We start from the raw sequence: 23,364 nt of genomic DNA, 5'->3' as shown, positions 1-23,364 counted from the left end.
GCACCTCGATTCCAAAAATGAGTTACTGCTCTATCTGCTACTATCATACATGCAAATAGGCTAAAATGAACATAAACAATATTGCTGCAACATGAACTATCTGCTTATATTTTTACTGGGGGTTGTTACCATTATGGAAGCAAGGCTGCTCATCTGCGACTATTCCTATCACTTTCAGCAATTCAGCAACAGCCATCGGGGCGGCTTGACAACCTATCTGTTCCGACTCCAAACCGAAGGCTCCTGCGAAATCTACTGCAACGGCATCGAGCACCACGTGCAGGCAGGCGACCTGCTGCTGCTGAAGCCCGGAGATGAATACGAGCTGCGGGTAAAGGAAGACGGCGAGGATGGCCGCGTGTCCAGCGGGGATTATTTTATATTCTGCGATGGCTCCTGGATTGATAATTGGTGGAACCGCATCCCCCGCCCTGTCGTCAGTCATGTCGGGCTCGACGATTATTTACTGGGTCTGTGGAGACAAATGCTGCTGGAGAAGCGGCGCGGCCTGGAAGGGGAAATCGGGGAACTGACCGACTACCTGCTGCGCAGTCTCTGCCTCTGCCTGGACCGCGCCATTACCGAGATCAAGCCGACCGATCGCCTTGCCTTCACTGCCCTGCGGCTGAAGCGATTCGTGGAGGAGCATGCCACCCTTACCTTCAAGCTGGAGGAGGCCGCTTCCCATGTCGGGCTAAGCTTATCCCGGGCGGTTAAGCTGTTTAAGGAGTATTACGGAAAAACCATGATCCAGTACGCCCTCGAGATCAGGCTGAACGCAGCCGTCGAGCGCATCAAATACAGCACGATGACACTGGAGGAAATCGCGGAAACCTGCGGCTTCGCCAGCTACTCCTACTTTCACCGGGTATTTCGGGCCAACTATGGCGTATCCCCGGTCAAATTCCGGGAGACCGCAACGGTGCCGGCAAGGCCGGGGCAGGAGAAAAGCCCACGCTGAATTTTTTCCTTCTATATAATGGGGTAATAAAAAGCAGCCCAGGCTCATCCTTTAAGGCAGGAGCTAGGCTGCTTTCACATTAGTAACTCGATATGTTCTAGACTGCTTTTTCCAGCCACATTCATCGCATCGCGGCCCCGGCGGCAGCAAAGACCAGCATGAAATAAACGCAGACCCCTATCATATGATTGCGATTCCACTCCCGCCCCGGAGGCGACAATGCCGCCCGAAACGGCTGCCGCCATAGCTAGAATCGAAACCATCATCTGGTCTTTCCCTCTCTTTCGTACCTGCGGAACCGTACTGTGTGGTTGAAATTGAAATCGTGCGGGGAGCTAAGATTCCATAGGTAACGGCACTATGACCGTGCAGAACGTATCGATCTAATTACTCACATCTGTCGTATCATCCATCCGGGCAGCCCGCATCGGTGAGAACACGAACCAAATTCCGACTACAGCCAGTCCGGTGATAACAACGCCTAATGCTGTGCGAAATCCAAATACATCAGCGATGAAGCCACCCAGAGGCGCTCCAATAACGATCATACTGCGGTTGATAGACCTCATGGTGGCATTCATACGCCCATGCAAGTGTGCAGGTGTGATCGTCTGCCGGTAACCCATCTCAATCGGACCCTCAATACCTAATGCTAAACCATAAAACAGTTGCCCAAATCCGATCAAGAGGAAGGTCTGAATCAACAGATCACCGTTGTCAGTGGGTGGTGCCAGAACCATGAACAGGACCGCAGGTGCATACAAAAGTCGAGCAAACGTGATGCTGCGTCCAATTCCAAATCGCTTGCTGACCCGGGTTGATAACGTCGTGCCTATAACAGCGCCAATCCCTGCTGATGTCATGACAAGTCCCAGGGTTGACGCATGAAACCCTAATTCGGTGAGAGCGTACGTTACCAGCACCGTCCCCAGCATACTGTTAAATAGAAACCACGCATGGGTATTGAGTGCCAGCGTGCTGAGAAACGGATGCCGGTAGACCCAGCGCAATCCTTCCTTTATCAATTCAAGTATGCGTTCATTCGAGGCCTTTTCCGGTATGGGCTGATGTTTAATAAAAGCCATAACCAGCCCTGAAAACAGATACGAAGCTGCGTTAACCAAGATTGCAAACGGAGCCGTAACGATAGAGACTAATAAACCGGCAGCTGCGGGGCCGCTGGTTTCCGCAACGGCTGCGCTTTGCTCCAACCGCGCATAAGCGGACAATAACAACCTTCTCGACACGAGTTGGGGCACAATAGATTGAGATGCAGCATCATTGAATAACGACATCGCCCCGAAGAGTATCATGATGATCATCAGAATGCCCACATTGATTCCATCGAACAATGCCAGTAGGCATATCGCTACGAGCAAGATCCCCCGCCCCAGATCGGTCAGTACCAGGATGTTCCGACGACTGACGCGATCAATAATCACTCCCGCCACCAATCCCAGCAGCACATAGGGCAGCCACCTCGAGGAATTGATCCAGCCCACATCAACGGTGCTGCCTTCCAGATCAACCACCACCAGTACTTGGAGAGCGAGTGTGGTAATATACGTGCCAAAATATGAAATGGTGGAAGCTAACCAGAAAAATACGTAACTCTTATTCTTGGAAAGATTCATCTCTAACCTCCAACTGAGCGCCGTATTTTTCGGATTAATTGTATATTGGAGTCACTGCTGAATGAAGTCACGAGCGCTATAACTAGTTAAATTGTAGCATATCCGCAACAGATAGAGTCGTGCTCATTCCAATTCATTCCACGATAACCATCCGTCGACTTATCGATAGAATGAGTGTGTATGTTTCTTAACGTTCTACTCAAGGGAATTCGTCATGGCGCTGCCTTTAAAAATATCAAATCCGAGTTCCTGAAGAATCTTCACGGCATCTTCAACAGGCAATTTAGGGAGATGAAACTCATGATCGATGACCTCTCGCAGCTCGCTGAGATCGGATAAAATGCGCTTTTCTACCTTCCCGTTTGCATACCGGATACTCAGTACATTGTCGACCAGAGACAGCGAGCGCTGCTGGTCCAGTTGCCACAGCTGACAGCGTAATGAAGAGGTAAAGAGATCATTCGGTTGAAAATAGCTTGCAATGGCCGGCTGGAAATCATCGAATTGATACGTTACCCGCGTGTCGAATGACCAAACCAATTCTGTAATCAGCCGACCATCCGCATACCGATAGTACGTATATGTTCCCGGTTCATCCCCTGGGCGCAATCTGACTTCAATCCCGGCATATTGGGAAACTTGCTCGGGATCGCTCTCCAAACGTACGGGTTCGAAAAAAGGGGCGGAGTTTCCGCAATCCACGTACACTTCTTCTTGCTCACCCGGGATCCGCACCAGTAACCCAACATGTCCCCCGCCCAGCAGCGCATACCGGGTTTCGAAACCAAGCTGGTTCAAGAGCTGATGAAGACTGCTGTTAATCATATAACAAGTGCCTCCCGCATTCAGCTGCCACAGCTGATCTACGAATCTCTTCTCATCCTGCTCCAATCTTCCTTTTTGATGATATTCCCGATACTGCAGCAACGTGGTAATGTTCTCGAACGGTACACGCTGATGATGTGCGGTGCAAATTTCGGTTAAATATTCCAATGAAGCCTCCCTTATCGGGACTTGAATATATTGCAAATAGTTGTTTGCCCACTGAGGCAGTTGTCCTTGATTCTGCACAATGTTCACGCTCCCTTTTCCTCTGAATGTAAGGTATGCTCTTTATTTTAAACATTCTACATATCATTACGTCATACCAATGACTGCACGATCTATACAAAAAAGGTCTTACCTATAGGTAAGACCTTTTCTACGACCAAAGTCTACTATTCATGTATAGTCGCATTGCTCATCGATTTCTCATGATGGAGCAGCCACTGCTTGCGAGACAATCCTCCGCCGTATCCGCCCAATTCGCCGCTCGTATTGATCACTCGGTGGCATGGAATGACAATCGCGAGCTGGTTGGCGCCATTCGCTTGGGCAACGGCACGATAAGCGGTGGGCCTTCCCATGGTTGCTGCGATCTCGCCATACGAAGACGTTTGTCCGGGTGGAATCTGCAGTAACTGGTCCCATACTTCTTTTTGAAATGGCGATCCTAACAGGAACAAGGGCGTCTTGAATTCCGATAATTTCCCGTCAAAATACGCGCCGAGCTCAAGCTCGATCGAACGAATCGGTGCTGTGTAACCTGGAACGATTGCCGACTTAGTTCTCTGCCGAAGACGCTCAACCTCACGCTCCAAGCCCCGGCGGTCTACAAATTCGAGCAGATACAACGCCTCCTCATCCGCGATGGCCATCATCGGTCCGAGACGCGTATCGATCCATGAAGCTTTTAAGATGTTATGGTGCCCCGATCGGGTAGGCGCTACCCCCATAATCCGCGAAAAGGCATCCCTGAATCCGCTGCTGGACTCGTAGCCGGTCGACAGCTGCGCATCGATGACGGCGTGCCCCTCCCTTATCTGCTTCAGGGCAAGTCCCATCCGCCGGGCCCGTGCATATTCAACGAAGGTCATTCCGAACCGCTTTTTGAATTGGCGCCTTGCGGTCGAAGCATCCACGGACAGCTTCTGAAAGTCCTGGTTGGTCCATCTTTTTTCCGGGTTTTCTTCCACCGCCTCAACGAGCAGCCGGACCAGGTCGGACACCTGATTGGGATGTGATAGCGGACGGCATCGTTTACAGGGTCTGAAGGAAGCAAGCAGCGCTTCTTGAGCCGTCTCGTAAAATTCGCAATTTTCCATCTTCGGTTTCCGGGCTGGGCATGTCGGGCGGCAGAATACCCCCGTTGTTTTCACGCCAACATAAAAAACGCCCTCGTACTCCGATTTCTTTTCCAGCAATGCCTGGTAATACTCCTGTCGATTCGCAGCCGATATCACTTGGGGTTCCTCCCTCGATCTCATGTACTTTACTCTGTAGCCATCGCTTGCAAGCCATCCTGTCATGCTCTCATTGTCCTGGTGTTCCTATTATATTGGATATGCCGGCAAGACGTAGCCGAAAATCGTGCATGAATATTTTCGAGGGAGAAGCGAAAACTTTGCCAACTTCGGTGCTTAAACAACCCGCAATACGGGAATTAGACCAACCTGATAATCTTGGTTGACCTAATACTACGAAAAACCCCTTCCGCGGACCGGAAGAGGCCTTTCTTTTAAGAATATTGAGATCCCTTAAGACTAAAGATTCAACCTTTGATGGATCCTGCCACCATACCCTTCATAATCTGCTCCTGCAAGATCAGGTAAGCCACAATTGTTGGAATGACTGCGATCGCCATCGCTCCCATCGTCAAGCTGTAATCCGTACCGAAGCCGTCCGAGAACAGGGACAGACTGAGCGGAAGCGTCTTTAGCGCTTGCGTATTAATAAATACGAGTGCGAAGGAGAAGTCATTCCAGAATCGGAGGAATGCCAGAATCGATATCGTTGCCACGATGGGCGTACAGAGCGGAAGAATCATTCTGCCGAAGATTCCCCACCAGCCGCTGCCATCAATCATGGCCGCTTCTTCAATCTCTCTAGGAATGGATGACATGTAGGCCATCGCCAGGAAGATTGCGATCGGCAGCTCAAATGCCGTATACGGCAGAATGAGCGCACCGTACGTGTCGAGTAAGCCGATATTTTTCATCATAATAAACAAGGGCACCAGCGTACTGTGAATCGGAATCAGCAGCCCGGTCGTAAACAACACGACCACCAGCTTTTTGAACCGAAACTCGAATCTGGACAGTACATACGCCGCAAGTACACTGAGCAGGATGGTCAGAACGACGGCAGTAATCGTCACAACCGTTGAATTCAGCATCGCTCTGCCCATATTTCCAAGCTCCCATGCCCGGAATAAATTCTCGGTCATCCACTCCTTCGGCAAGCCGTAAGGGTTGGTGAAGAAATCCTGATTCGATTTAAACGCGCTCGTAAAAAGCCAGTACAAGGGATAGAGCGTAAGAATCGCATACACAATCAGCAGCAATTTTACGAACCCGGTTAACCCCTTCGTGATGACGCGTTTCCCTGAGGCACTTCCGGTCCCGGTCGTCTGTAAATTCACATCGCTCCCTCCTTCATGTTAACTTGGCTTTCTGCGCGTTGCGAAATAGTTAAGCGCGATAAGAATGGCGCTGACGATCATAATCATCGTGGAAACGGCGGAGCCGTAACCGTAGCGATACACGCTGAACGTGCTGTTGTACATGTAGGTGGCAAGCAGCTCGGTCGATTGCGCCGGTCCGCCGCCCGTCATGACGATAACATGATCAAAAGCCTTCAGGCTTCCCGAGATACAGAGCACAATGGTTACGACAACCGTGCTCCAGATCATCGGCAGCGTGATTTGCATCAGCTTGTTCCAGCCGGTGGACCCATCAATTTTGGCCGCATCATGGATCTCCGGTGAAATATTTTGCAGTGCTGCGATAAAGATGACCAGATAAGGGCCGATGTTCGCCCAGTTAATCGGGATCGATATCGCCAGCATATTGACTTTTGGATCGGACAGCCAGGCACGGGTCCATGACTCCAGACCGAGCATCTCCAGCACATAGTTAGCGATTCCGAACTGAGGATGGTAAATGTAACCCCAGATGAGACCGACAACAACCGTGGAGAGAACCATCGGCATGAATACGGCAGACCGGATGAACCTGGAGAAGAACGAATTCTTGAACAATACAATGGCCAGAATCAACGCGATTGGAACCTGACCAATAATGGATGATACGACCAGAATCAGGTTGTTTCGAAGCGCCCGCCAGAAGATCGGATCCTTGAACATCTCTATATAATTATCAAGGCCGATAAATGTGGCGTCTCCGAACCCTTTCCAACTGAAAAATCCGTAGTAAGCTGACCAGAAGACCGGAATAATGACAAATATCAGAAACAACAGAAGCGCAGGAAGAAGAGCTATGGCTATAAATCCTTTGCTTCTCATCGCTGTAGGCATGGCAGCCTCCTCCCTCCTAATCCTTATGCAGTGGTGAATGGTTTCTTATGGAGTAGCGGATCTGGCTTGCGCGTCCTGCAGCTTCTGGGCCACACCTTCGACGGGACCGCCCATCATAATTTCCTGCAGACCGTTGTTGATGACTTCAGCCGCCTCTGCAGACAGATAAGCATCGTACACCGGCGTAATGCCTGTGGATTTCACCAGGTTAAAGGCTTTGTAGTACAAGGAAGTAACTTTCGACTCATCGATTTCGGTATCGTACATGACCATGGAGTTGCTCTCGGCAATCGCTTTTTGCGCTTCCGGTCCGCTGACCGCATAAATCAGCTCCAGCGCCAATTCTTTCGCTTTCCCTTCCGTTCTGCTGCTAAGAGCCAGACCGCCGCCAGCTCCGCCGGAGATGGTGTTAGCTTCGCCTTTGCCTCCAGGGATTGCAGGCAGAGTCGTCACTTCAATATCCTTCATCTGCTCTTCCGAGGAAGAAGCCGCCAAGTTGGTGAGCGTCCACGCGCCGCTGATCATCATCGCTGCATTGCCTTGGATGAAATACTGCTCAGCTTGCGTGTTGTCGATGCTGTTGGCACCTTCTTGGAATGCTTTGTTGTCGACGAGCTCTTTGAAATATCCAAGCGCTTCGATAAACTCAGGATCGGTAAATTTCGCGCCATCCTGTGCTGCCGCTTTCTTAAACCATTCGGTGCCTGTCACACGGTCGGCAATCGATCCGATAATGGTGGATTGCGCAACCCATGGCGCTTTGTTTCCGAGCGCGATCGGCGTAATGCCGTTATCGTTGAACGTTTTAACCGCTGCCATCATTTCTTCCCAAGTCGTTGGAACTTTTACGTTATGTTTGTCAAACAATGCTTTGTTGTAATAGAGAATCGAAGTTGCCGACATGCCTAGTGGAGCGGAGTAGATCTGGCCGTCCTCGAACTCGTACGGATCAAACGCTCCCGGCAGGAATTTATCCTTCCAATCCGAATGCGCATCGAGCACCTCTGTAATCGGCTGAAGCAGCTTCGCCTGATGAAGCTCGGCTGACTGACTTCCTGCATATACGAAGAATACATCCGGCATTTCATTCGCAGCCGCAACCGTACTCAGACGTTGACGGTAGCCGTCCGGCGGAATCGCTTGTGCATCGAGCGTCACTTCAGGATGGTCCTGAGCAAACTGATCGATAAAACTTCGGACTGATTTTGCACGCAGATCATCACCGGCAAAGTTATGCCAGATGGTCAGCTTGACCTTCTCTTGATTGCCTTCATTTCCTCCCGCCTGCTCTTTGCTCTGCCCGCCTCCGCAAGCTGCAAGGACCAGTGACATCATCAGCAGTACAAGACCTATTTTACGTTTTGGTCTCATGGTCAATCCCCCTTTTTAATATACGAAAATGATGAAACGTCTTAGATGATTAGTCCAAGTATATAAAAGGATATAACGCTTACATAGGGGATATAATTCAGTCCATAGAGGGACAAAATTCAGGATTTGCCCGATACTCCGACGGGGTTTGTCCCGTCCATTTCTTGAACAGGCGGTTAAAATACTTAATATCCTCATAGCCGATTTCATTCGCGATTTCACTGATTTTGGCTGGCGTTTCCCTTAGCAGGTGCATCGCTTTTCGCAGTTTCGCCTGGGTCACGAATTCGATATAATTCTGTCCGGTTTCCTTCTTGAACATCTCGCTGAAATAGTTGGGGTTCATATGAACATGCTTCGCCACTTGTTGGAGAGACAAGCTCTGTCCCAGATGCTCATGAATGAAGGAGATCGCTCGCTGGACGGGACTTGTCGTCGACACCATATCACGGTACTCCTTCATGATGAGTCCGAGCGAATCGATCAGTACCTTCTCCGGATTCTTGGTCAACTCGCGGATATCGTACGTCTCTTCCACTTTCACCGGACTGGTATAGCCGATAGACGTCGCAGCCCGTATAAGCCATCGTTGTGCCGAGATGATCAGGGAATGCAGGTAAGCCTGAACCGAGCCGGGCGTTGCCTGGCTCTGACTTTGGATGCGCCGCAGCAAATCCGTCACCCATGCCTGCAAGTCGGCGGATTCTCCCGAACGCAGCAGGGATGACAGTTTGGTTTCTTCCTCCATCGAACAGACCGTGCGGATGCCTGTTCGTCCTTCGATATCTTCATAACGGATATGCCGTTCCGATTGCAGCAGCCACTCGTAGGAGCTGGCCTCTACCGCGGTAGCCAGCGCAATGTGCAGCTCCCTGGCGTTTGCGACCCGTCGGCCGCTGGCAGCCGTGATGCGGCAGGCGTGCGTGGATTCCATCTTCCGCAGAGCGGAATCTACCCGCCCCCAGCCATTATTCGGCTCTGCCCGCACCAACAGAAGCAGGGAGCCGTTCCACTCCAGCCACGCGCATTGCAGCTCTTCGGCCAACTCCGTGCCGATTAATCGATGCAGCTCGCTAACGTTCGATTGTTCCTCTTCTTCTGGATGCAGCGGATATATCGACAGCATCCAGATCTGCAGCACCGAGCCGTTCGATTCCAAACGCAGCTCCGGGTATCGCTCACACAATTCGGCCTCGGCATGCTCGTCCAGCGGAGTGCCGGAAGCAAGCAGCCTTCTCAGGAAACCCCGGCTGACTACCAACTCCTGCGCCCTTCCCTTCGCTTGTGTAAGCCTGCGCTGTAACAAACGCTCTCTTGCTTGGACAGCAGCCTCGATAATTTCCCCGGTCCTGCTCGTCTTCAGCAAATAGTCACTTACGCCTTCCCGCATTGCCTGCTGCGCATATGAGAATTCATCATATCCCGATATAACAATGATTTCGATCTCGGGATACTGCTGCTTGACTTCATGTGCCATATCCAGTCCGCTTATGCCTGTCATGCGAATATCGGTAAAAATAATTTCGGGCATTTCAACGGGAATACGCTGAAGGGCTTCCTCCGCTGAAGCCGCGGGCGTCAGCACCGTAAAGCCGTTATCGGCCCAATTGATCACTGTACTCAGACCATTTCGAATGATCACTTCATCATCAACGATCAGTACCTTCATTGTCGCCATCCCCTTTGCTGGATAATTCAGATTGTTGAATTTCAGGTAAATCAGGTATCGTAAACATCACACGCGTTCCGGCTCCTTCCGTACTCTCCACACGCAAGCCCGCATCCTTGCCGTAATGAAGGAGCAGCCGTTTATGGACATTTCGCAGCCCGTAGCTTCCGCGCGGGGTCTGCCCCTTCTCGTACTGCAGCGGATTCTCAACCAGCTGATCCTGAAGCCATTTCAGGCGATCCGTCGTCATTCCGATGCCGTCATCCTCCACCACGAAGTGGATCCCTTCAGGCTCGCGATGCCCGCGAATCGTAATCGTCCCCATCCCGTCACGGCTCAAAATACCATGCAGCATGGAGTTTTCAACCAACGGCTGCAGCAGCAGCTTTAACATAGTGTGCTGATACAGCTCTTCCTCCACATGAACCTCAAACTTGAATTTTTCCGGATATCGGATGGTTTGGATATTCACGTAATGACGGACATGCATAATTTCCTGCTGAATCGTGCAATATTCCTGCCCGTTATTGAGGCTGAACCTCAGGAAATCACTGAGCGATCCCACCATCTCGGCAATTTTCACATCCTGGTTCATCAGTGCCAGCCAATGGATGGATGACAGCGTATTGTAGAGGAAATGCGGATTGATCTGCACTTGCAGCGCATGCATATCCGCCTCCTTCTTCAGCGACTCGTTCAGCTTCACTTCATCGGTAAGCTTCACAATTCGCGAGCTGAGCCGGTTATAACTGATAATGAGCTGTCCGACCTCATCGACCGTCTTAACCGGGAGCGCAGGCAGCGGCTCCTCCGGGCTTGAGTTCTTGAGAAACTTCGTTAGCACGGACAGCGGATTCGTAATTTTCTGGATCAGGAAAAGTACCAGTATAATGGCGAGCAGGATGGCCACCGTGACCGCAACCGCCGTCAATTTGATAAAGTACTGATTCTGGGAACGGTATTCCTGTGAGGGAATGATGCCGACCAATTTCCAGTTCACGCTGGACATTTTCTTATAGAGAATGGTCTTCTTGTTGCTCCCCTCGCCATAGTCTATATTTCCGCTGAGCCCCTCAAACTCTCCAATCGCAGGATAATAATCTGCAAGCGTAAGATTGGTCTCCATATCCGGGGGACCGGCGATAATCCGATTATTCTCGTCAAGAAGAAGGACAAACCCGGTCTTCTCTAGAACGGCCTGCCGGAATTGATTGGCAATGACGCCCTGGTCCAGGTTAATCTGCAGGTTCCCGATCGGCTTATATTTATCCGTGCTCCGAATCGGTCTGGCCAACGTAATGACTTTCCTAACGCCTTCGAAGGTCCACTGGCGATGAACAAAGGACCACCATTTGGGATGCTGCTCGTAATAGTCGGGAACCATTTCGGTAATATCCCGGAACTCGGACCGTACCAAGGATTTATGCGAGATTGCATCTTTGCTGCCGAGCGGTTCGACAATGATGTTGGCTATATAATCTTTGGAAAAGGCCAGGTTCGTCAAAAAATTGATAACCGTCGTCTGCTGGACATAGTTGCTCTGCTCGGTCTTCAGATAGGCCTGAACTCCGGTATGCCCGATGAGAAACAACGAGATGTTCTCCACGTCTTTGACCATTGTATCCAGGTAAGCTTCCAGCTGCCGAAGCGTATTCATTCCTGTAATCTTGGCCTTCTCCTCCGTCAGGCTCTTGGCTATGTTAAAAGAGAAAATACCAAGAAACAGCAGCGGCACCAGCGTAGCGACAATTATAAGTAACGACAATTTATGCTTTAGCGATTTCCCAAGCCATTGCTACATAAAAACACCTCGTTCATAGTCCCTATGGTATGGGCTTGTTATATTACTTGACATTGAATGCGTTTACTTCGAAATCACTCTCTTTTCCTAGCAAAAATGTGTCAGGTTTATTAACTATCTTAGAGGAATCTTTAGACTCAAGTAAATGGTAATAAAGGCCTATGAAAGGGGATGAAATCTTCTTGCATATGTTCCATATGTGCCACTTCCATTCGTTCTTTTTTGGAGATCGGGGAGGGGATAAATTAGGATGAATTGGATTAAAAACGTAAAAAAAGAGCGCCGCAGCACCCTTTTTATTAGCAAGACCTATCATACTATCAAGATTAGTGGCTTCTCGTTCAAGTTTATCCCCTCTTATTGCATATGCGTTTATATGTAGTTCTAAAGTTATGTGTGCAATAAACGATTACTTCTCCTACTCTTCCAGACTGTATTCGATGCTATCCACCACAAACCGGTTCGACTCTTCTTGAAATCGATACGTTATTTGCAGATTCCCGGCAAAACCGGCCGGACTTATGCTCCCTGCCGCTTCCGTAACAAGCCGGCCTTCCGCTAGTTTGTGCCTGACGATGGCGCCGAAGCCAACCTTATCATATAAGTAGCTTTTATCCTTGGAATCATCCTCGACCCTTTGGACATACTCCTTCCCGTCGATCAAAAGCTTGATAACAAAGTGATCCGCATACTTCTCGATGTTGGATTGCACATGGCTCAATACCGCCTGCTCCAATGATTCGATAGGGATTTCCTTCAGAGTCTCGGCGTCGACAACATGCATCTCTCCCATGTAAAGCCCCGTGCCGGTCCCGTCCACGTAGAACACCACAACATCAGGCTTCCCATCGCCTGTCACATCCTGATATTGAATGACGGGTTTACGGGTACCGTCCCCGCCGTTCCAGTCTTCAAAGACCCGCTTCCTTCCCTCAACCTCGACCACCATGCCTTCATATCTGCCGTATTTCGTAACGCTTACCGGATACAGCTTTACATGCCCGTTCTCCTCCGCCGTTGACACGTCGACATCCGGAGTATAGATGTAAATCATTCTCTCCTTCGTATCCCAGCCTACTTCTGCATCGTACAGCTCCGCTATAAATCGAATCGGAACCATAACGTGGCCATCCTTTAACGCTGCGGGAACGGATAGTGAATATGCCTTCCCTTTTCCCTTCGCCTTCATGCTTCCCATCTCTAACGTGACTTGATCGGCACCTGTGTTGACAGTTACCGTCTTGTTTTTGTTGTTCCAGTGAAGCTCCATGGGTTTCAAGTAGTCCTTCATAACGCGCAAGGGAACCAGCGTGGTCTGATTCACGATGACGGGATTAACATCCGTCGTAACAATCCAATGATTGATGTTTAATTCCATTTCCTTCTTGGGTGCAGCTTCAGCCTGAGCCTGTACGAAGGTACTCATCAGCATGGTGGCCGCTATAGCGCCGCTTACTGCTATTCTTGTCCATTTCCGGGTGATCATGTTCTCTAAATCTCCTTGGGTTGTAATATAAGGTTTATATAACTAAAACGCATCGTGACCGGGATTGGTTCGTTCATATCCATAAATGATGTAAATACTTCCTCTGTCGCCCCCTTCCTGCCGGGCATCCAATCATTCACCCCATTCAATGGCAAAAATCATGACCACGCTCCTTCTGTTATGTTAGAATCAGATATGATTGTTATATTATGGAATAATTAAAATTCTAGGGTATTGGCTTTCATTCGGAATACCAACGAGATGAATGTCATGGAGCGGGCAAGCTCTCTCCTGTATCCGAGCTTTTAGCTGTGAGTCCAGCCGTCACCTGATCTTAAGGCTACGTCAGCTAAAATGTTCGATATCGATTCATAAAACCATACCTTGAAGGGAGGTGAGATCTTTGAACCAGGGAATATCCTTTTTCGGCATGTTTTCCATGCTTAGCGTTATCGTATACGGGCTATTCGCACTTCTCGGTTTATATGCTTTGTATCTCCTCATTAAATTGATGATCCGGGCCATAACCGCGCTCGAACTCTACATCGATGAGAAAAGAAACCGGCGGTTGTGAAGGTAAACTTCAGTTAATTCAGGGTTGAAACCACTGAATCTCCTGTGGTAAAGTCTAGGCAACCAGAAATGAAAGGGTGAACCAAAAGCCAATGATCTACTAATCCTGTCCCAAGCATTTGGAAAACACTTCGATTTCGATACGAGGTTTTCGGGATAGGATTCGTGCGGCTTTTTTTATATGTGACAGGTGGATGTTTGAGACTTCTACATGAAAGTCTGCATCTTCCTTGTTCATATTAGCCTCCTATTCCGAAATCTCGGAGTGGGAGGCTTTTTCTATTTCAATAACACCAATTGAGAGAATGGAGATTATCCATGACAGGCACTCATCCAAACATCCAAGACTGAACCTCCCCGATTACGGGCAACCGGAGCGAGAGACATGTTTACGCTCAGACAAATGAAGAATCCGTCTTATAAAGCATTCCTAACAACTACTTTCTAAACAGGAGGCATGTTTGCATGCAGATCGCCGCACAGGAATACAAGACAGCGAATCGGGAATCGGGACCTTATGGTATTACGGCAAGACAAGATGGGACCATATGGTTCACGGAACAAAAAGGAAACCGGATCGGACGGCTCACCAAAGATGGGGATATACGCACGTTCGAAGTGCCGACTCCAGATGCCGGGGTCATGTCCATCCTCTCTGCCCATACCGGTGACCTCTGGTTTACGGAGTACAAAGCGAATAAAATCGGAAGGATGACAATGGATGGAACATTTGCGGAATTCGAACTGCCTGAAGCCAATTCGTCTCCTTACGGCTTGGCTGAGGGCCCGGATGGAGCCATATGGTTCACCGAGCTTATCGGCAACCGAATCGGAAGTATAACGCCGGCAGGCATTATCACGGAATATGACTTACCATGCGAAGGATCGTACCCTTCCTATATTACAGCCGGTCCGGACGGCGCGTTGTGGTTTACGGAAAACCAGAACAACTGCATCGGCCGAATTACGATGGACGGGAAGATTACCGAGTACCGGATTCCAACAGAGCAATCCGGACCGGTCGGCATCACGACAGGTGCCGATGGCGCTCTATGGTTTGTTCAAATCAACGGCAATCAAATCGGTCGGATTACAACGGCCGGGGAAATTACGGAATTCAAGCTCCCGTCCGGGAATGCCAGACCCCATGCCATCACGGCGGGTGTTTCCGAGGATCTATGGTTTACCGAATGGGGAGCCAATCAAATCGGACGAATTACCTGTACCGGGGACATTACCGAGTATCCAATCCCTACCCCCTCCGCAGAACCTCATGGCATAACCGTGGATTCCGGCGGCGAGGTCTGGTTCGCCGAGGAATGCGATCAGATCGGCCGGTTTACGATTCAGTATTAGGTTTAGGGCGAACACATATCGCTCCGCCCATAAAAGAAAGCCCGTGCAGCCTGTTGCCGGGCTTTTCCAGCGAGAAGCTGCCCTGGCTTGTTTCTTCATCTATGGGAATGTGATAGATTAAATGGATACTTAGAATTATTTCTCTTAGGAGACCGTCCGATGATGAACTCAAACGAAACGTTAGATGATATACCATGGCAGACGCTGATTCAACAAACCGCCGGATTTTTCAGCGATTTGACCATTAAACGGGGATTTCAGTATTACAAGCAAGGTCGTGTCCACGCCAGCGAGCCGGCAGATGAGACCGGTGTGGTCGAGGCTTCCGTGGATGGAACGGAAACCTACCGTACCAAGCTTAACCTTCGCTCCTTGAGCGACAGCGAATGCAGCTGTCCCGTTAAGGATGGCTGCAAGCATATGGTGGCTGTTCTGCTTGACTATGCTCAACTTCAGGGTCGTTCCATTCACGCCCTGGTTAATGCGCATTCCACCACATATGCTTCCACCTCTTCGTATGACCGAAGCGAGTCCGGCTTCAGCCCAGCGCAGGACCGACCGTCTGCCGGAGCATCAAAATGGAGAGTCAAAGCGGATCATTTGCCCGACCTGCCAATCTCCGCATGGCATGAGCTGTTCGAAGTTTGCACGGCTTCGCTGGGAACGAATACGCAGAATTCGTTTTACGCCAAAAATGCGCTGGCTTCCCTCCATCACATTAAACCCCCGCTTCCGCCGGATCTGGATCCGTTATACGAGCTCCATGCGCATCTCTTCATTCTCGAGAAGCTCGTCAAGCAGCCCGCCAGTGCCTGGAATTCCTCCGGCTCCTACATCGGCTATCATACGCAGGTGGCAGCGGATCATATCCTGGCCAGAATCAAGCGCATCTTCCACGAAGGGCTGGAGGTCAGCGAACATGGGGAGGCATTCAGGCAGCGGTTGACCGAGACGATTTCGCATGCCCGGCGGAGCATGCTGAGCGAGCCGCGGAACCGCAAATTTTACGCCCAGATCTACATGCAGCTCTGGATGTACTGGATCTATCCGTTTTCGAAAAAAGACAGCAGCTTAATCCAGGCGGAGTTAGAGCAGCTGCAGACAGCCGAAGCCGAATTCAGCAGCAGTCTTTCACGCGCCTCATGGTATATGGCGCAGGGCTTAATGGCCTTCTATCTCGGAGAAGATGAATCGTCCTGGGACCTGATCAGGGAAGCAGACAAGGTCAGCAGCCTGCCCCCCGCTTCCGTCCTTGGCTTCTTCGACATGCTGCATTCAGGGCAGCAATGGGACCGCTTGGCCCGCTGGCTCCCGGAGATCGGCCCGCTGCTTGGCAGTCACCGCAACGAGCATCTCAGCAGCTATCAATACTACTGGGATGCCGTCATAGAGCACTTGCCCGAGGAGGCTGAACGGATGTGGAGCAGTCTTGCCGACATGCTTCCTTATTCGAAGGACATCTATCAGAATGCCTTGATCACGCACGGGAGATGGCGGGAATGGATCGACTATCAACTAAGCACAGGCCGGGAGCCGCTGGAACTCCGGGTCAGCGAGCTGGCACCGATCGAGAAGAACGCACCCGAGCTTCTGCTGCCTTTTTACCATCAGGCCGTTGAGCGGTACATCCTTCATAAGAACCGAGCCGGATATAAAGCAGCCGTCAAGCTGCTCAAACGGTTAGCCAAGCTATACAAAAAGCTCAAGCAGCAGGAGCGCTGGGATCTGTTCATTATCTCGTTATCTGTACGAAACAGCCGGCTTCGCGCATTCCAGGAAGAGCTGCGGAGAGGAAAGCTGATATCATGAGCAGACACACAGAAACCATCACGGTCCACATGGCGCTAAGCGAATACGGAGATGCCGTCATATACGGCTCTACTGTCATGCAGGGTTATGTGTCCGGACAATACCTGAAGCACCGTTTATTCGCGTGGCACGAAGCTTCCTTCTACGGAACAGAGCTTACCGTTCAATCCGTTCAGGACATGGAAGTGGTCATCCTGCCTTCCGAGCAGGTCATACCGTTCTTTGCGGATGGACGGCTGCTGGAACATATTGAATGGGTATGGGACGAGGATTGCCTTCCCTTCATTGAACTTGCGCCTTCGCTGGCAGCTTGCATTCAGAATAAGCAATATGCGCCCAGCTTGAGCGCCTTCAGATTGGGCAAGCTGCAATGGATCTGGGATACAGAGGCGTTCAAAGCGGAAGAGCAGTCCCGTCTGTCCCTGCTGAATGCAGACGAGATATGGAATGAAGGCTTGCGGGCAGCGTTCTCCGCCGCCGTGCAAGACCAGTGTTACGGCAGCGAAGAGTCGGCGGCTGACCTGCGCAGAGAATACCCGCTTCTCTTCTCGCCGAACCGCACGGCAGCCGAGGGCATGGACGACAAGTCATGGCTGATCGCCATCGGATGGCGACCGGATACCGCTCCATTCCGGCCGCTGCTGCAATTGTTGGAGCCTGACGAAGACGAAGCCGAATGGCGTCTTCGTCTTGTATTGCAAGACAAGCAAGACGCCGCGGCGCTTGCAGCCGTTCGTCTGGCTGAAGACGGGCAGGCATACGGATCATGGCCGGAGACATGGACACCTCATATCAAGGAGCGATCCCCCGGCTGGCTCCAAGGATTGCAGGCAGCACTGCCGGCAAGGGTGCTTCATGCTCCGGCTGAAGACGTGCTCGGTAGGCCGCTGTCCGACGAGGCCGCATGGCAGTTCCTGACCGACGACAGCCAGCGGCTGCTCCAATCAGGCTGGCTGGTCCTGCTGCCCGCATGGTGGGAAGCCGCCAGTAAGAAGAAGCCCAAGCTGCGGGCGAAGGTACGCTCGGGCGAGGGCGAGAACGCCGAGCGAAGCAGCGGCGGTTCCCTGTTCGGTCTGGACGCGCTGGTCAATTTCGATTGGCGCATCGCCATCGGGGAAGCTACCCTTTCCGAGGCAGAATTCGCCGAGCTTGTTGCCCGGAACGAACGGCTGGTACGGTTCCGGGGGCAGTGGATTCCGCTGGATCCCGCCCTGGTTGCCCAAATCCGCCAGATGATGGCGGGCGTAGACCGTGAGGAAGGTCTATCGTTTCAAGATATTCTGCACCTGCATCTGCTCGGGAACAACGATGAGTCGGAGCAGATGAAGCAGGATTCGGAGGAAACACAGGATCCGGAGCGGATCAAGCTTGAGGTGGAACTGAACGAGCACCTCGTGAAGCTCATAGGCCAGCTCGGCCGCCAAAACGAATGGCCGAGCCTCCCTGTCCCGGCTGGGCTGAAGGCCGAGCTGCGGACTTATCAGCATGACGGCTTTGCCTGGCTTGCCTTTTTGCGGCGTTACGGGCTTGGTGCATGCCTTGCCGATGACATGGGTCTTGGCAAAACCGTGCAGTTTATCGCCTACCTGTTGCACGTGAAGATGACGATGGAGCGGGAAGAAAGACGCCTCCCCTCCCTGCTGATCTGTCCCACCTCAGTGCTGGGCAATTGGCAGAAAGAGCTTGAACGGTTTGCCCCCTCGCTCCGGGTCATGCTTCATTACGGCGGCAAACGAAGCAGCAGCGAGGATTTCTATAAAGAGGCTTACCAAGCCGATATTATCCTTACCTCTTATGCTACGGCGACGCTTGATCAAGAAATGTTAAGAGACATGAAGTGGGAAACGATCGGCATCGACGAGGCCCAGAACATCAAGAATGCCGACACCAAACAATCCGCCGCCGTGCGAAGCTTCCCGGCAAGGCATCGCGTCGCGCTGACCGGCACACCGATTGAGAACCGGTTGTCCGAACTGTGGTCCATCTATGACTTCATCAATCCCGGATATCTTGGAAGCCTGCGGGCGTTCAATCTCCGGTTCATCCAGGCCATCGAAAAAGACAAAAACGAGCAGCGCACGGCCGACCTACAGAAGCTGATTAAGCCCTTCATGCTTCGGCGCAAGAAAAAGGATCCTGCGATTCAGCTCGACCTGCCGGACAAAAATGAGATGAAGACTTATATTCATCTTACGGCCGAGCAAGGCGCGCTTTATGATCAGACCGTGAGCAGTCTCCTGGAACGCATGCAAAAGCTTGAGGGCATTGAGCGCAAAGGCGCCATTCTGGCAGCTCTGACGCAGTTCAAGCAGCTCTGCGACCATCCGGCTCTGCTGACGAAGGAGCCGCTCCCGGAACTGCCGGGAGGCGGCGGCTTGCTTGATACCGAGGCCGTGGTCAACCGTTCAGCGAAGCTGGAGCGGCTGTTGTCCATGGTGAAGGAGCTGCGGGACGAGGGCGAGCGCTGCCTGATCTTCACCCAGTATATCGGCATGGGCGAGATGATGCGGCAGGTGCTGCATCAAGAGCTGGGTGAACCCGTGCTGTATTTGAACGGTAGCACACCGAAGCGGACGCGCGACCGCATGATCGAGCAGTTCCAATCCCAGACCCTGCCGCCCGAAGAACAGCCGAATGTCATGATTCTCTCCATCAAGGCCGGCGGCGTAGGTCTGAATCTGACCGCGGCGAACCACGTGTTCCACTTCGACCGCTGGTGGAACCCCGCTGTGGAGAATCAGGCGACCGACCGCGCTTATCGGATGGGACAGACCAAGGATGTCCAGGTGTACAAGTTCATCTCCATGGGGACGCTCGAAGAGCGGATCGACGAGATGCTGGAGAGCAAGCAGCAGCTGAGCGATCAGGTTATCGCAAGCAGCGAGGGCTGGATTACCGAGCTGTCCACCGATGAGCTGAAGGATCTCTTCACGCTGCGGCGCGACTGGGCGTAATCGTCATATCAAGGAGTAAACGGAGGATAGGCGATCTTGGATACTCGGCCCCGAAGGGGTGAAGCACAGCGGAATACCTATGGAATTTCTAGGCGGTTACCAGATGCCGTTCTATTACCATATCGTTGAATAAAAGAAAGCCCCGTGTGAGGACACGGCCACTGAAAAACTTGCCATTTTCGGAGGCCCTGAGCCAACGCGGGGTTTTTGTTATTTGGAGGAGTTTAATGCTTAACAGGATTTCGTTTTGTTTACGCGTATGAAGCTTGTATGACTAAGGATTCTAAGGTTCGAACCAGTTGAAGTCCTGTGTCTTGGGTAATCCGGTTCAACTTAAGATACTCTTGCTTAGAAGGTAATCCGAATCAACTTGAGGTGCTCCCGCTTAGAGGGTAATCCGAAATCAACTTGAGGTACTCTTGCTTAGAAGGTAATCCGGCTCAACTTGAGGTACTCTTGCTTAGAGGGTAATCCGAATCAACTTGAGGTACTCTTGCTTAGAAGGTAATCCGAATCAACTTGAGGTACTCTTGCTTAGAGGGTAATCCGAAATCAACTTGAGGTACTCTTGCTTAGAAGGTAATCCGGTTCAACTTTGAGGTACTCTTGCTTAGAAGGTAATCCGGCTCAACTTGAGGTACTCTTGCTTAGAAGGTAATCCGGCTCAACTTGAGGTACTCTTGCTTAGAAGGTAATCCGCCTCACCAGCTCAAGATAGTCAGTACCAAAACGTCATGCCAGGTAGAAGGGTAATAGGTGGCGATACTATCCATAAACGGACACAGAATACGTTATTTAGGAAAAAATCCACCATTTTTGAGCTCGAACGGACCCTAGTTCCGTTATTTGCTCCAAAAAACGATGAAAACGCCGAATATGAGCCCAATAACGTACCTAGTGTCCGCTAAGTTTGAAAATAGGGCGTTATCTCATAAAATAGCGGAACTGGTGTCCGATAAGTCGGGTGCAACAAGTAGTAGATGACTTCAAGAACAGTAAGTGAGGCGCGAAATCCGCCTCACCTGCGCAAGACAGTCAGTACCAGAACGTCGGGCCTGGTAGCAGGGTAATAGGTGGAAATACTATCCATAAACGGACACAGAATACGTTATTTAGGGAATAATCCACCATTTTCGAACTCGAACGGACCCTAGTTCCGTTATTTGCTCCAAAAAGCGATGAAAACGCCGAATTCGGGCCCAATAACGTACCTAGTGTCCGCTAAGTTTGAAAATATGGCGTTATCTCATAATATAGCGGAACTGGTGTCCGATAAGTCGGGTGCAACAAGTAGTAGATGACTTCAAGAACAGTAAGTTTGCCACGGAATCCGTCTCACCTGCGCAAGACAGTCAGTACCAGAACGTCGGGCCTGGTAGCAGGGTAATAGATGGAAATACTATCCATAAACGGACATAGGATACGTTATTTAGGGAAAAATCCACCATTTTCGAACTCGAACGGACCCTAGTTCCGTTATTTGCTCCAAAAAACGATGAAAACGCCGAATATGAGCCCAATAACGTACCTAGTGTCCGCTAAGTTTGAAAATATGGCGTTATCTCATAAAATAGCGGAACTGGTGTCCGCTAAGTCGGGAGCAACAAGTAGTAGATGATTCAAGAACAGTAAGTTTGCCACGGAATCGGCCTCACCTGCGCAAGACAGTCAGTACCAGAACGTTGGGCCTGTAGCAGGGTAATAGGTGGCGATGCCATCCATTACCAGACACAGGATACGTTATTCAGGAAAAAATCCACCATCTTTGAAATCGAACGGACCCTAGTTCCGTTATTTGCTCCAAAAAGCGATGAAAACGCCGAATACGAGCCCAATAACGTACCTAGTGTCCGCTTAGTTTGAAAATATGGCATGATCTCATAAAATAGCGGAACTGGTGTCCGATAGGTCAGAGCAACAAGTAGTAGATGACTTCAAAAACAGTAAGTTTGCCACGGAATCCCTACTCTTGGCGCAGCTACTGCAACCGGAACTGGAGTCTTCTACTTCAGGCGCAGCTAGTGAAACGGCAACGGAATCCCTACTCTTGGTGCAGCAAGTGCAATCGGAACTGGAGTCCTCTACTTCAGGTGCAGCTAGTGTAACAGCAACGGAATCCCTACTCTTGGCGCAGCTACTGCAACCGGAACTTGAGTCCTCTACTTCAGGCGCAGCTACTGCAACGGCAACGGAATCCCTACTCTTGGTACAGCAAGTGCACACACCACTGGAGTCCCTTACCTCAGCCGCACCAACAGCAAGCAGCAACCGAATCCTACACCAGGAGCAACAGGAGCAGCCAGCGCCGCTACTCCCCTCGATAGCATCACCCAGCCCCGCCACTCCCCTCGATAGCATCACCCAGCCCCGCCACTCCCCTCGATAGCGTCCGGGGCCCCGCAAATCCCTTCTACCGAGCCCCCCTCCGCTTACTTCTCCTCCATCAGCTGCCGCAGCTTTGCTTCCGTGGTCGTATCCGGAGCTGGCGTATAAATGCTGCACCGCAGATCATCATTTCCGTATACTTTGAGCGACGTGAGCTCATATACCATTTTTCCGGCCTTGGCATGCCGGAATTCCAGATGTACTTCCGGGGCATAGCTGACCTGGCTCTGCTCCCACATCCGATTGAACTCCGGATGCCCCTGTTTCATCTCTTCCAGAAAACGGTCATACCACTCATCCTCGACATATTGACCGTAATAGGACCGGAACATCGACAGGAAGCCGCTGGCGAACTGCTCCCAGTTCACCGCCAGCCGCTGAAACTCCCTGCGGGTGAAAAGCAGCCGGATCATATTCCGCTCCTCGGGCGGGATGCGGTCAAAATCAAGAAACACATACGCAGCCGCACGGTTCCACCCCACGATGTTGCACATCCGATCCGAGATCATGACGGGGCAATATTTCAGCTCGGTGATGATTTTTTGCAGAGACGGGCTGATCTGCACCGCTTCTTGTTTGACCGTATAAGGCTCCGCCCCGCTCTCCAGCGCCAGAGAATACAGATATCTTCGCTCATCCGCGTTCAGCTGTAGCGCATTGGCGACGCAGTCCAGCACGGACGACGACACCTGGATGTCGCGTCCCTGCTCGAGCCAGGTGTACCAAGTGGTGCTGACACCTGCCAGCTGGGCCACCTCTTCTCTGCGCAAGCCCGGTGTCCTTCTTCGTGACCCGGGCGGCAATCCGACGGACTCGGGCGAGATTTTGGCACGCTGTCCTTTCAGGAAAGCCGACAAAGCTTGGAGTCTAACCTGGGAATTCATCTTATAAGCCTCCTTCATCCAACTAAAGATAGCAGTATTTATACTAGGATAAACGGTATCTTGTAATAGGATACTACACGTGACATTATAACCTTAAGATTGACAAGTTATAAAGTCTTAAAGGAGG

At 51.1% G+C, this 23,364-nt stretch carries 15 protein-coding genes; 5 read left to right on the top strand and 10 right to left on the bottom strand.

Translation table 11 applies throughout. The features are described 5' to 3' along the window. Positions 1-91: 91 nt before the first annotated feature. Entirely contained in the window at positions 92-961 is an 870-nt protein-coding gene (locus tag BJP58_RS22380; protein ID WP_374198219.1) for an AraC family transcriptional regulator, read from the top strand. Positions 962-1,344: 383 nt separating this feature from the next. On the opposite strand, the gene BJP58_RS22375 is transcribed toward BJP58_RS22380, so the two are convergent. The 9 genes from BJP58_RS22375 to BJP58_RS22335 form a co-directional block, all read right to left on the bottom strand. Then, positions 1,345-2,595 (bottom strand): MFS transporter, encoded by a 1,251-nt coding sequence (locus tag BJP58_RS22375; protein WP_194540620.1) that lies wholly within the window; start codon positions 2,593-2,595, stop codon positions 1,345-1,347. Positions 2,596-2,790: 195 nt separating this feature from the next. After that, positions 2,791-3,675, bottom strand: coding sequence for an arylamine N-acetyltransferase (locus BJP58_RS22370; protein ID WP_194540619.1), 885 nt, complete (start codon positions 3,673-3,675; stop codon positions 2,791-2,793). Between the two features lie 137 nt (positions 3,676-3,812). Next, complete coding sequence (locus tag BJP58_RS22365) at positions 3,813-4,877, bottom strand: bifunctional transcriptional activator/DNA repair enzyme AdaA (protein ID WP_194545031.1); 1,065 nt, start codon at positions 4,875-4,877, stop codon at positions 3,813-3,815. Between the two features lie 308 nt (positions 4,878-5,185). Further along, positions 5,186-6,055, bottom strand: a complete 870-nt coding sequence (locus tag BJP58_RS22360) for a carbohydrate ABC transporter permease (RefSeq protein ID WP_071219105.1) — start codon at positions 6,053-6,055, stop codon at positions 5,186-5,188. Positions 6,056-6,073: 18 nt separating this feature from the next. After that, complete coding sequence (locus BJP58_RS22355; RefSeq protein ID WP_194540618.1) at positions 6,074-6,949, bottom strand: carbohydrate ABC transporter permease; 876 nt, start codon at positions 6,947-6,949, stop codon at positions 6,074-6,076. 45 nt (positions 6,950-6,994) lie between these two features. Continuing rightward, entirely contained in the window at positions 6,995-8,320 is a 1,326-nt protein-coding gene (locus BJP58_RS22350; protein ID WP_194540617.1) for an extracellular solute-binding protein, read from the bottom strand. A gap of 97 nt (positions 8,321-8,417) precedes the next feature. Beyond that, a complete protein-coding gene (locus BJP58_RS22345) occupies positions 8,418-9,989 on the bottom strand; it encodes a response regulator transcription factor (protein WP_194540616.1) in 1,572 nt (523 codons plus the stop codon). Next, positions 9,970-11,754, bottom strand: a complete 1,785-nt coding sequence (locus BJP58_RS22340; protein ID WP_233354728.1) for a sensor histidine kinase — start codon at positions 11,752-11,754, stop codon at positions 9,970-9,972. Before BJP58_RS22340 ends, BJP58_RS22345 begins: the two co-directional genes overlap by 20 nt. A gap of 454 nt (positions 11,755-12,208) precedes the next feature. Further along, entirely contained in the window at positions 12,209-13,276 is a 1,068-nt protein-coding gene (locus BJP58_RS22335) for a copper amine oxidase N-terminal domain-containing protein (protein ID WP_194540615.1), read from the bottom strand. A gap of 403 nt (positions 13,277-13,679) precedes the next feature. On the opposite strand from BJP58_RS22335, the gene BJP58_RS22330 reads away from it, so the two are divergent. The 4 genes from BJP58_RS22330 (at position 13,680) to BJP58_RS22315 (ending at position 19,968) form a co-directional block, all read left to right on the top strand. Beyond that, a complete protein-coding gene (locus BJP58_RS22330; protein ID WP_181469823.1) occupies positions 13,680-13,850 on the top strand; it encodes a hypothetical protein in 171 nt (56 codons plus the stop codon). Positions 13,851-14,314: 464 nt separating this feature from the next. Beyond that, positions 14,315-15,205: a streptogramin B lyase Vgb(C) gene (vgb(C), locus tag BJP58_RS22325; RefSeq protein ID WP_194540614.1), complete on the top strand. Its 891-nt coding sequence runs from the start codon at positions 14,315-14,317 to the stop codon at positions 15,203-15,205. A gap of 159 nt (positions 15,206-15,364) precedes the next feature. After that, positions 15,365-17,014, top strand: a complete 1,650-nt coding sequence (locus tag BJP58_RS22320) for an SWIM zinc finger family protein (RefSeq protein ID WP_194540613.1) — start codon at positions 15,365-15,367, stop codon at positions 17,012-17,014. Further along, positions 17,011-19,968: a DEAD/DEAH box helicase gene (locus tag BJP58_RS22315; protein WP_194540612.1), complete on the top strand. Its 2,958-nt coding sequence runs from the start codon at positions 17,011-17,013 to the stop codon at positions 19,966-19,968. The genes BJP58_RS22320 and BJP58_RS22315 overlap by 4 nt, the downstream gene beginning before the upstream one ends. Positions 19,969-22,397: 2,429 nt before the next feature. On the opposite strand, the gene BJP58_RS22310 is transcribed toward BJP58_RS22315, so the two are convergent. Then, entirely contained in the window at positions 22,398-23,237 is an 840-nt protein-coding gene (locus tag BJP58_RS22310; protein WP_194540611.1) for a helix-turn-helix transcriptional regulator, read from the bottom strand. Positions 23,238-23,364: the final 127 nt, after the last annotated feature.

This window comes from Paenibacillus sp. JZ16, assembly GCF_015326965.1.
Taxonomy (GTDB): domain Bacteria; phylum Bacillota; class Bacilli; order Paenibacillales; family Paenibacillaceae; genus Paenibacillus_AQ.
This window is presented reverse-complemented; position numbering and strand designations above follow the sequence as displayed.

Coding starts and splice junctions, on each gene's coding strand:
- BJP58_RS22380 (WP_374198219.1), top strand. CDS start 92: ATGAACTATCTGCTTATATTTTTACTGGGGGTTGTTACCATTATGGAA.
- BJP58_RS22375 (WP_194540620.1), bottom strand. CDS start 2,595: ATGAATCTTTCCAAGAATAAGAGTTACGTATTTTTCTGGTTAGCTTCC.
- BJP58_RS22355 (WP_194540618.1), bottom strand. CDS start 6,949: ATGCCTACAGCGATGAGAAGCAAAGGATTTATAGCCATAGCTCTTCTT.
- BJP58_RS22350 (WP_194540617.1), bottom strand. CDS start 8,320: ATGAGACCAAAACGTAAAATAGGTCTTGTACTGCTGATGATGTCACTG.
- BJP58_RS22345 (WP_194540616.1), bottom strand. CDS start 9,989: ATGAAGGTACTGATCGTTGATGATGAAGTGATCATTCGAAATGGTCTG.
- BJP58_RS22335 (WP_194540615.1), bottom strand. CDS start 13,276: ATGATCACCCGGAAATGGACAAGAATAGCAGTAAGCGGCGCTATAGCG.
- BJP58_RS22320 (WP_194540613.1), top strand. CDS start 15,365: ATGATGAACTCAAACGAAACGTTAGATGATATACCATGGCAGACGCTG.
- BJP58_RS22315 (WP_194540612.1), top strand. CDS start 17,011: ATGAGCAGACACACAGAAACCATCACGGTCCACATGGCGCTAAGCGAA.
- BJP58_RS22310 (WP_194540611.1), bottom strand. CDS start 23,237: ATGAATTCCCAGGTTAGACTCCAAGCTTTGTCGGCTTTCCTGAAAGGA.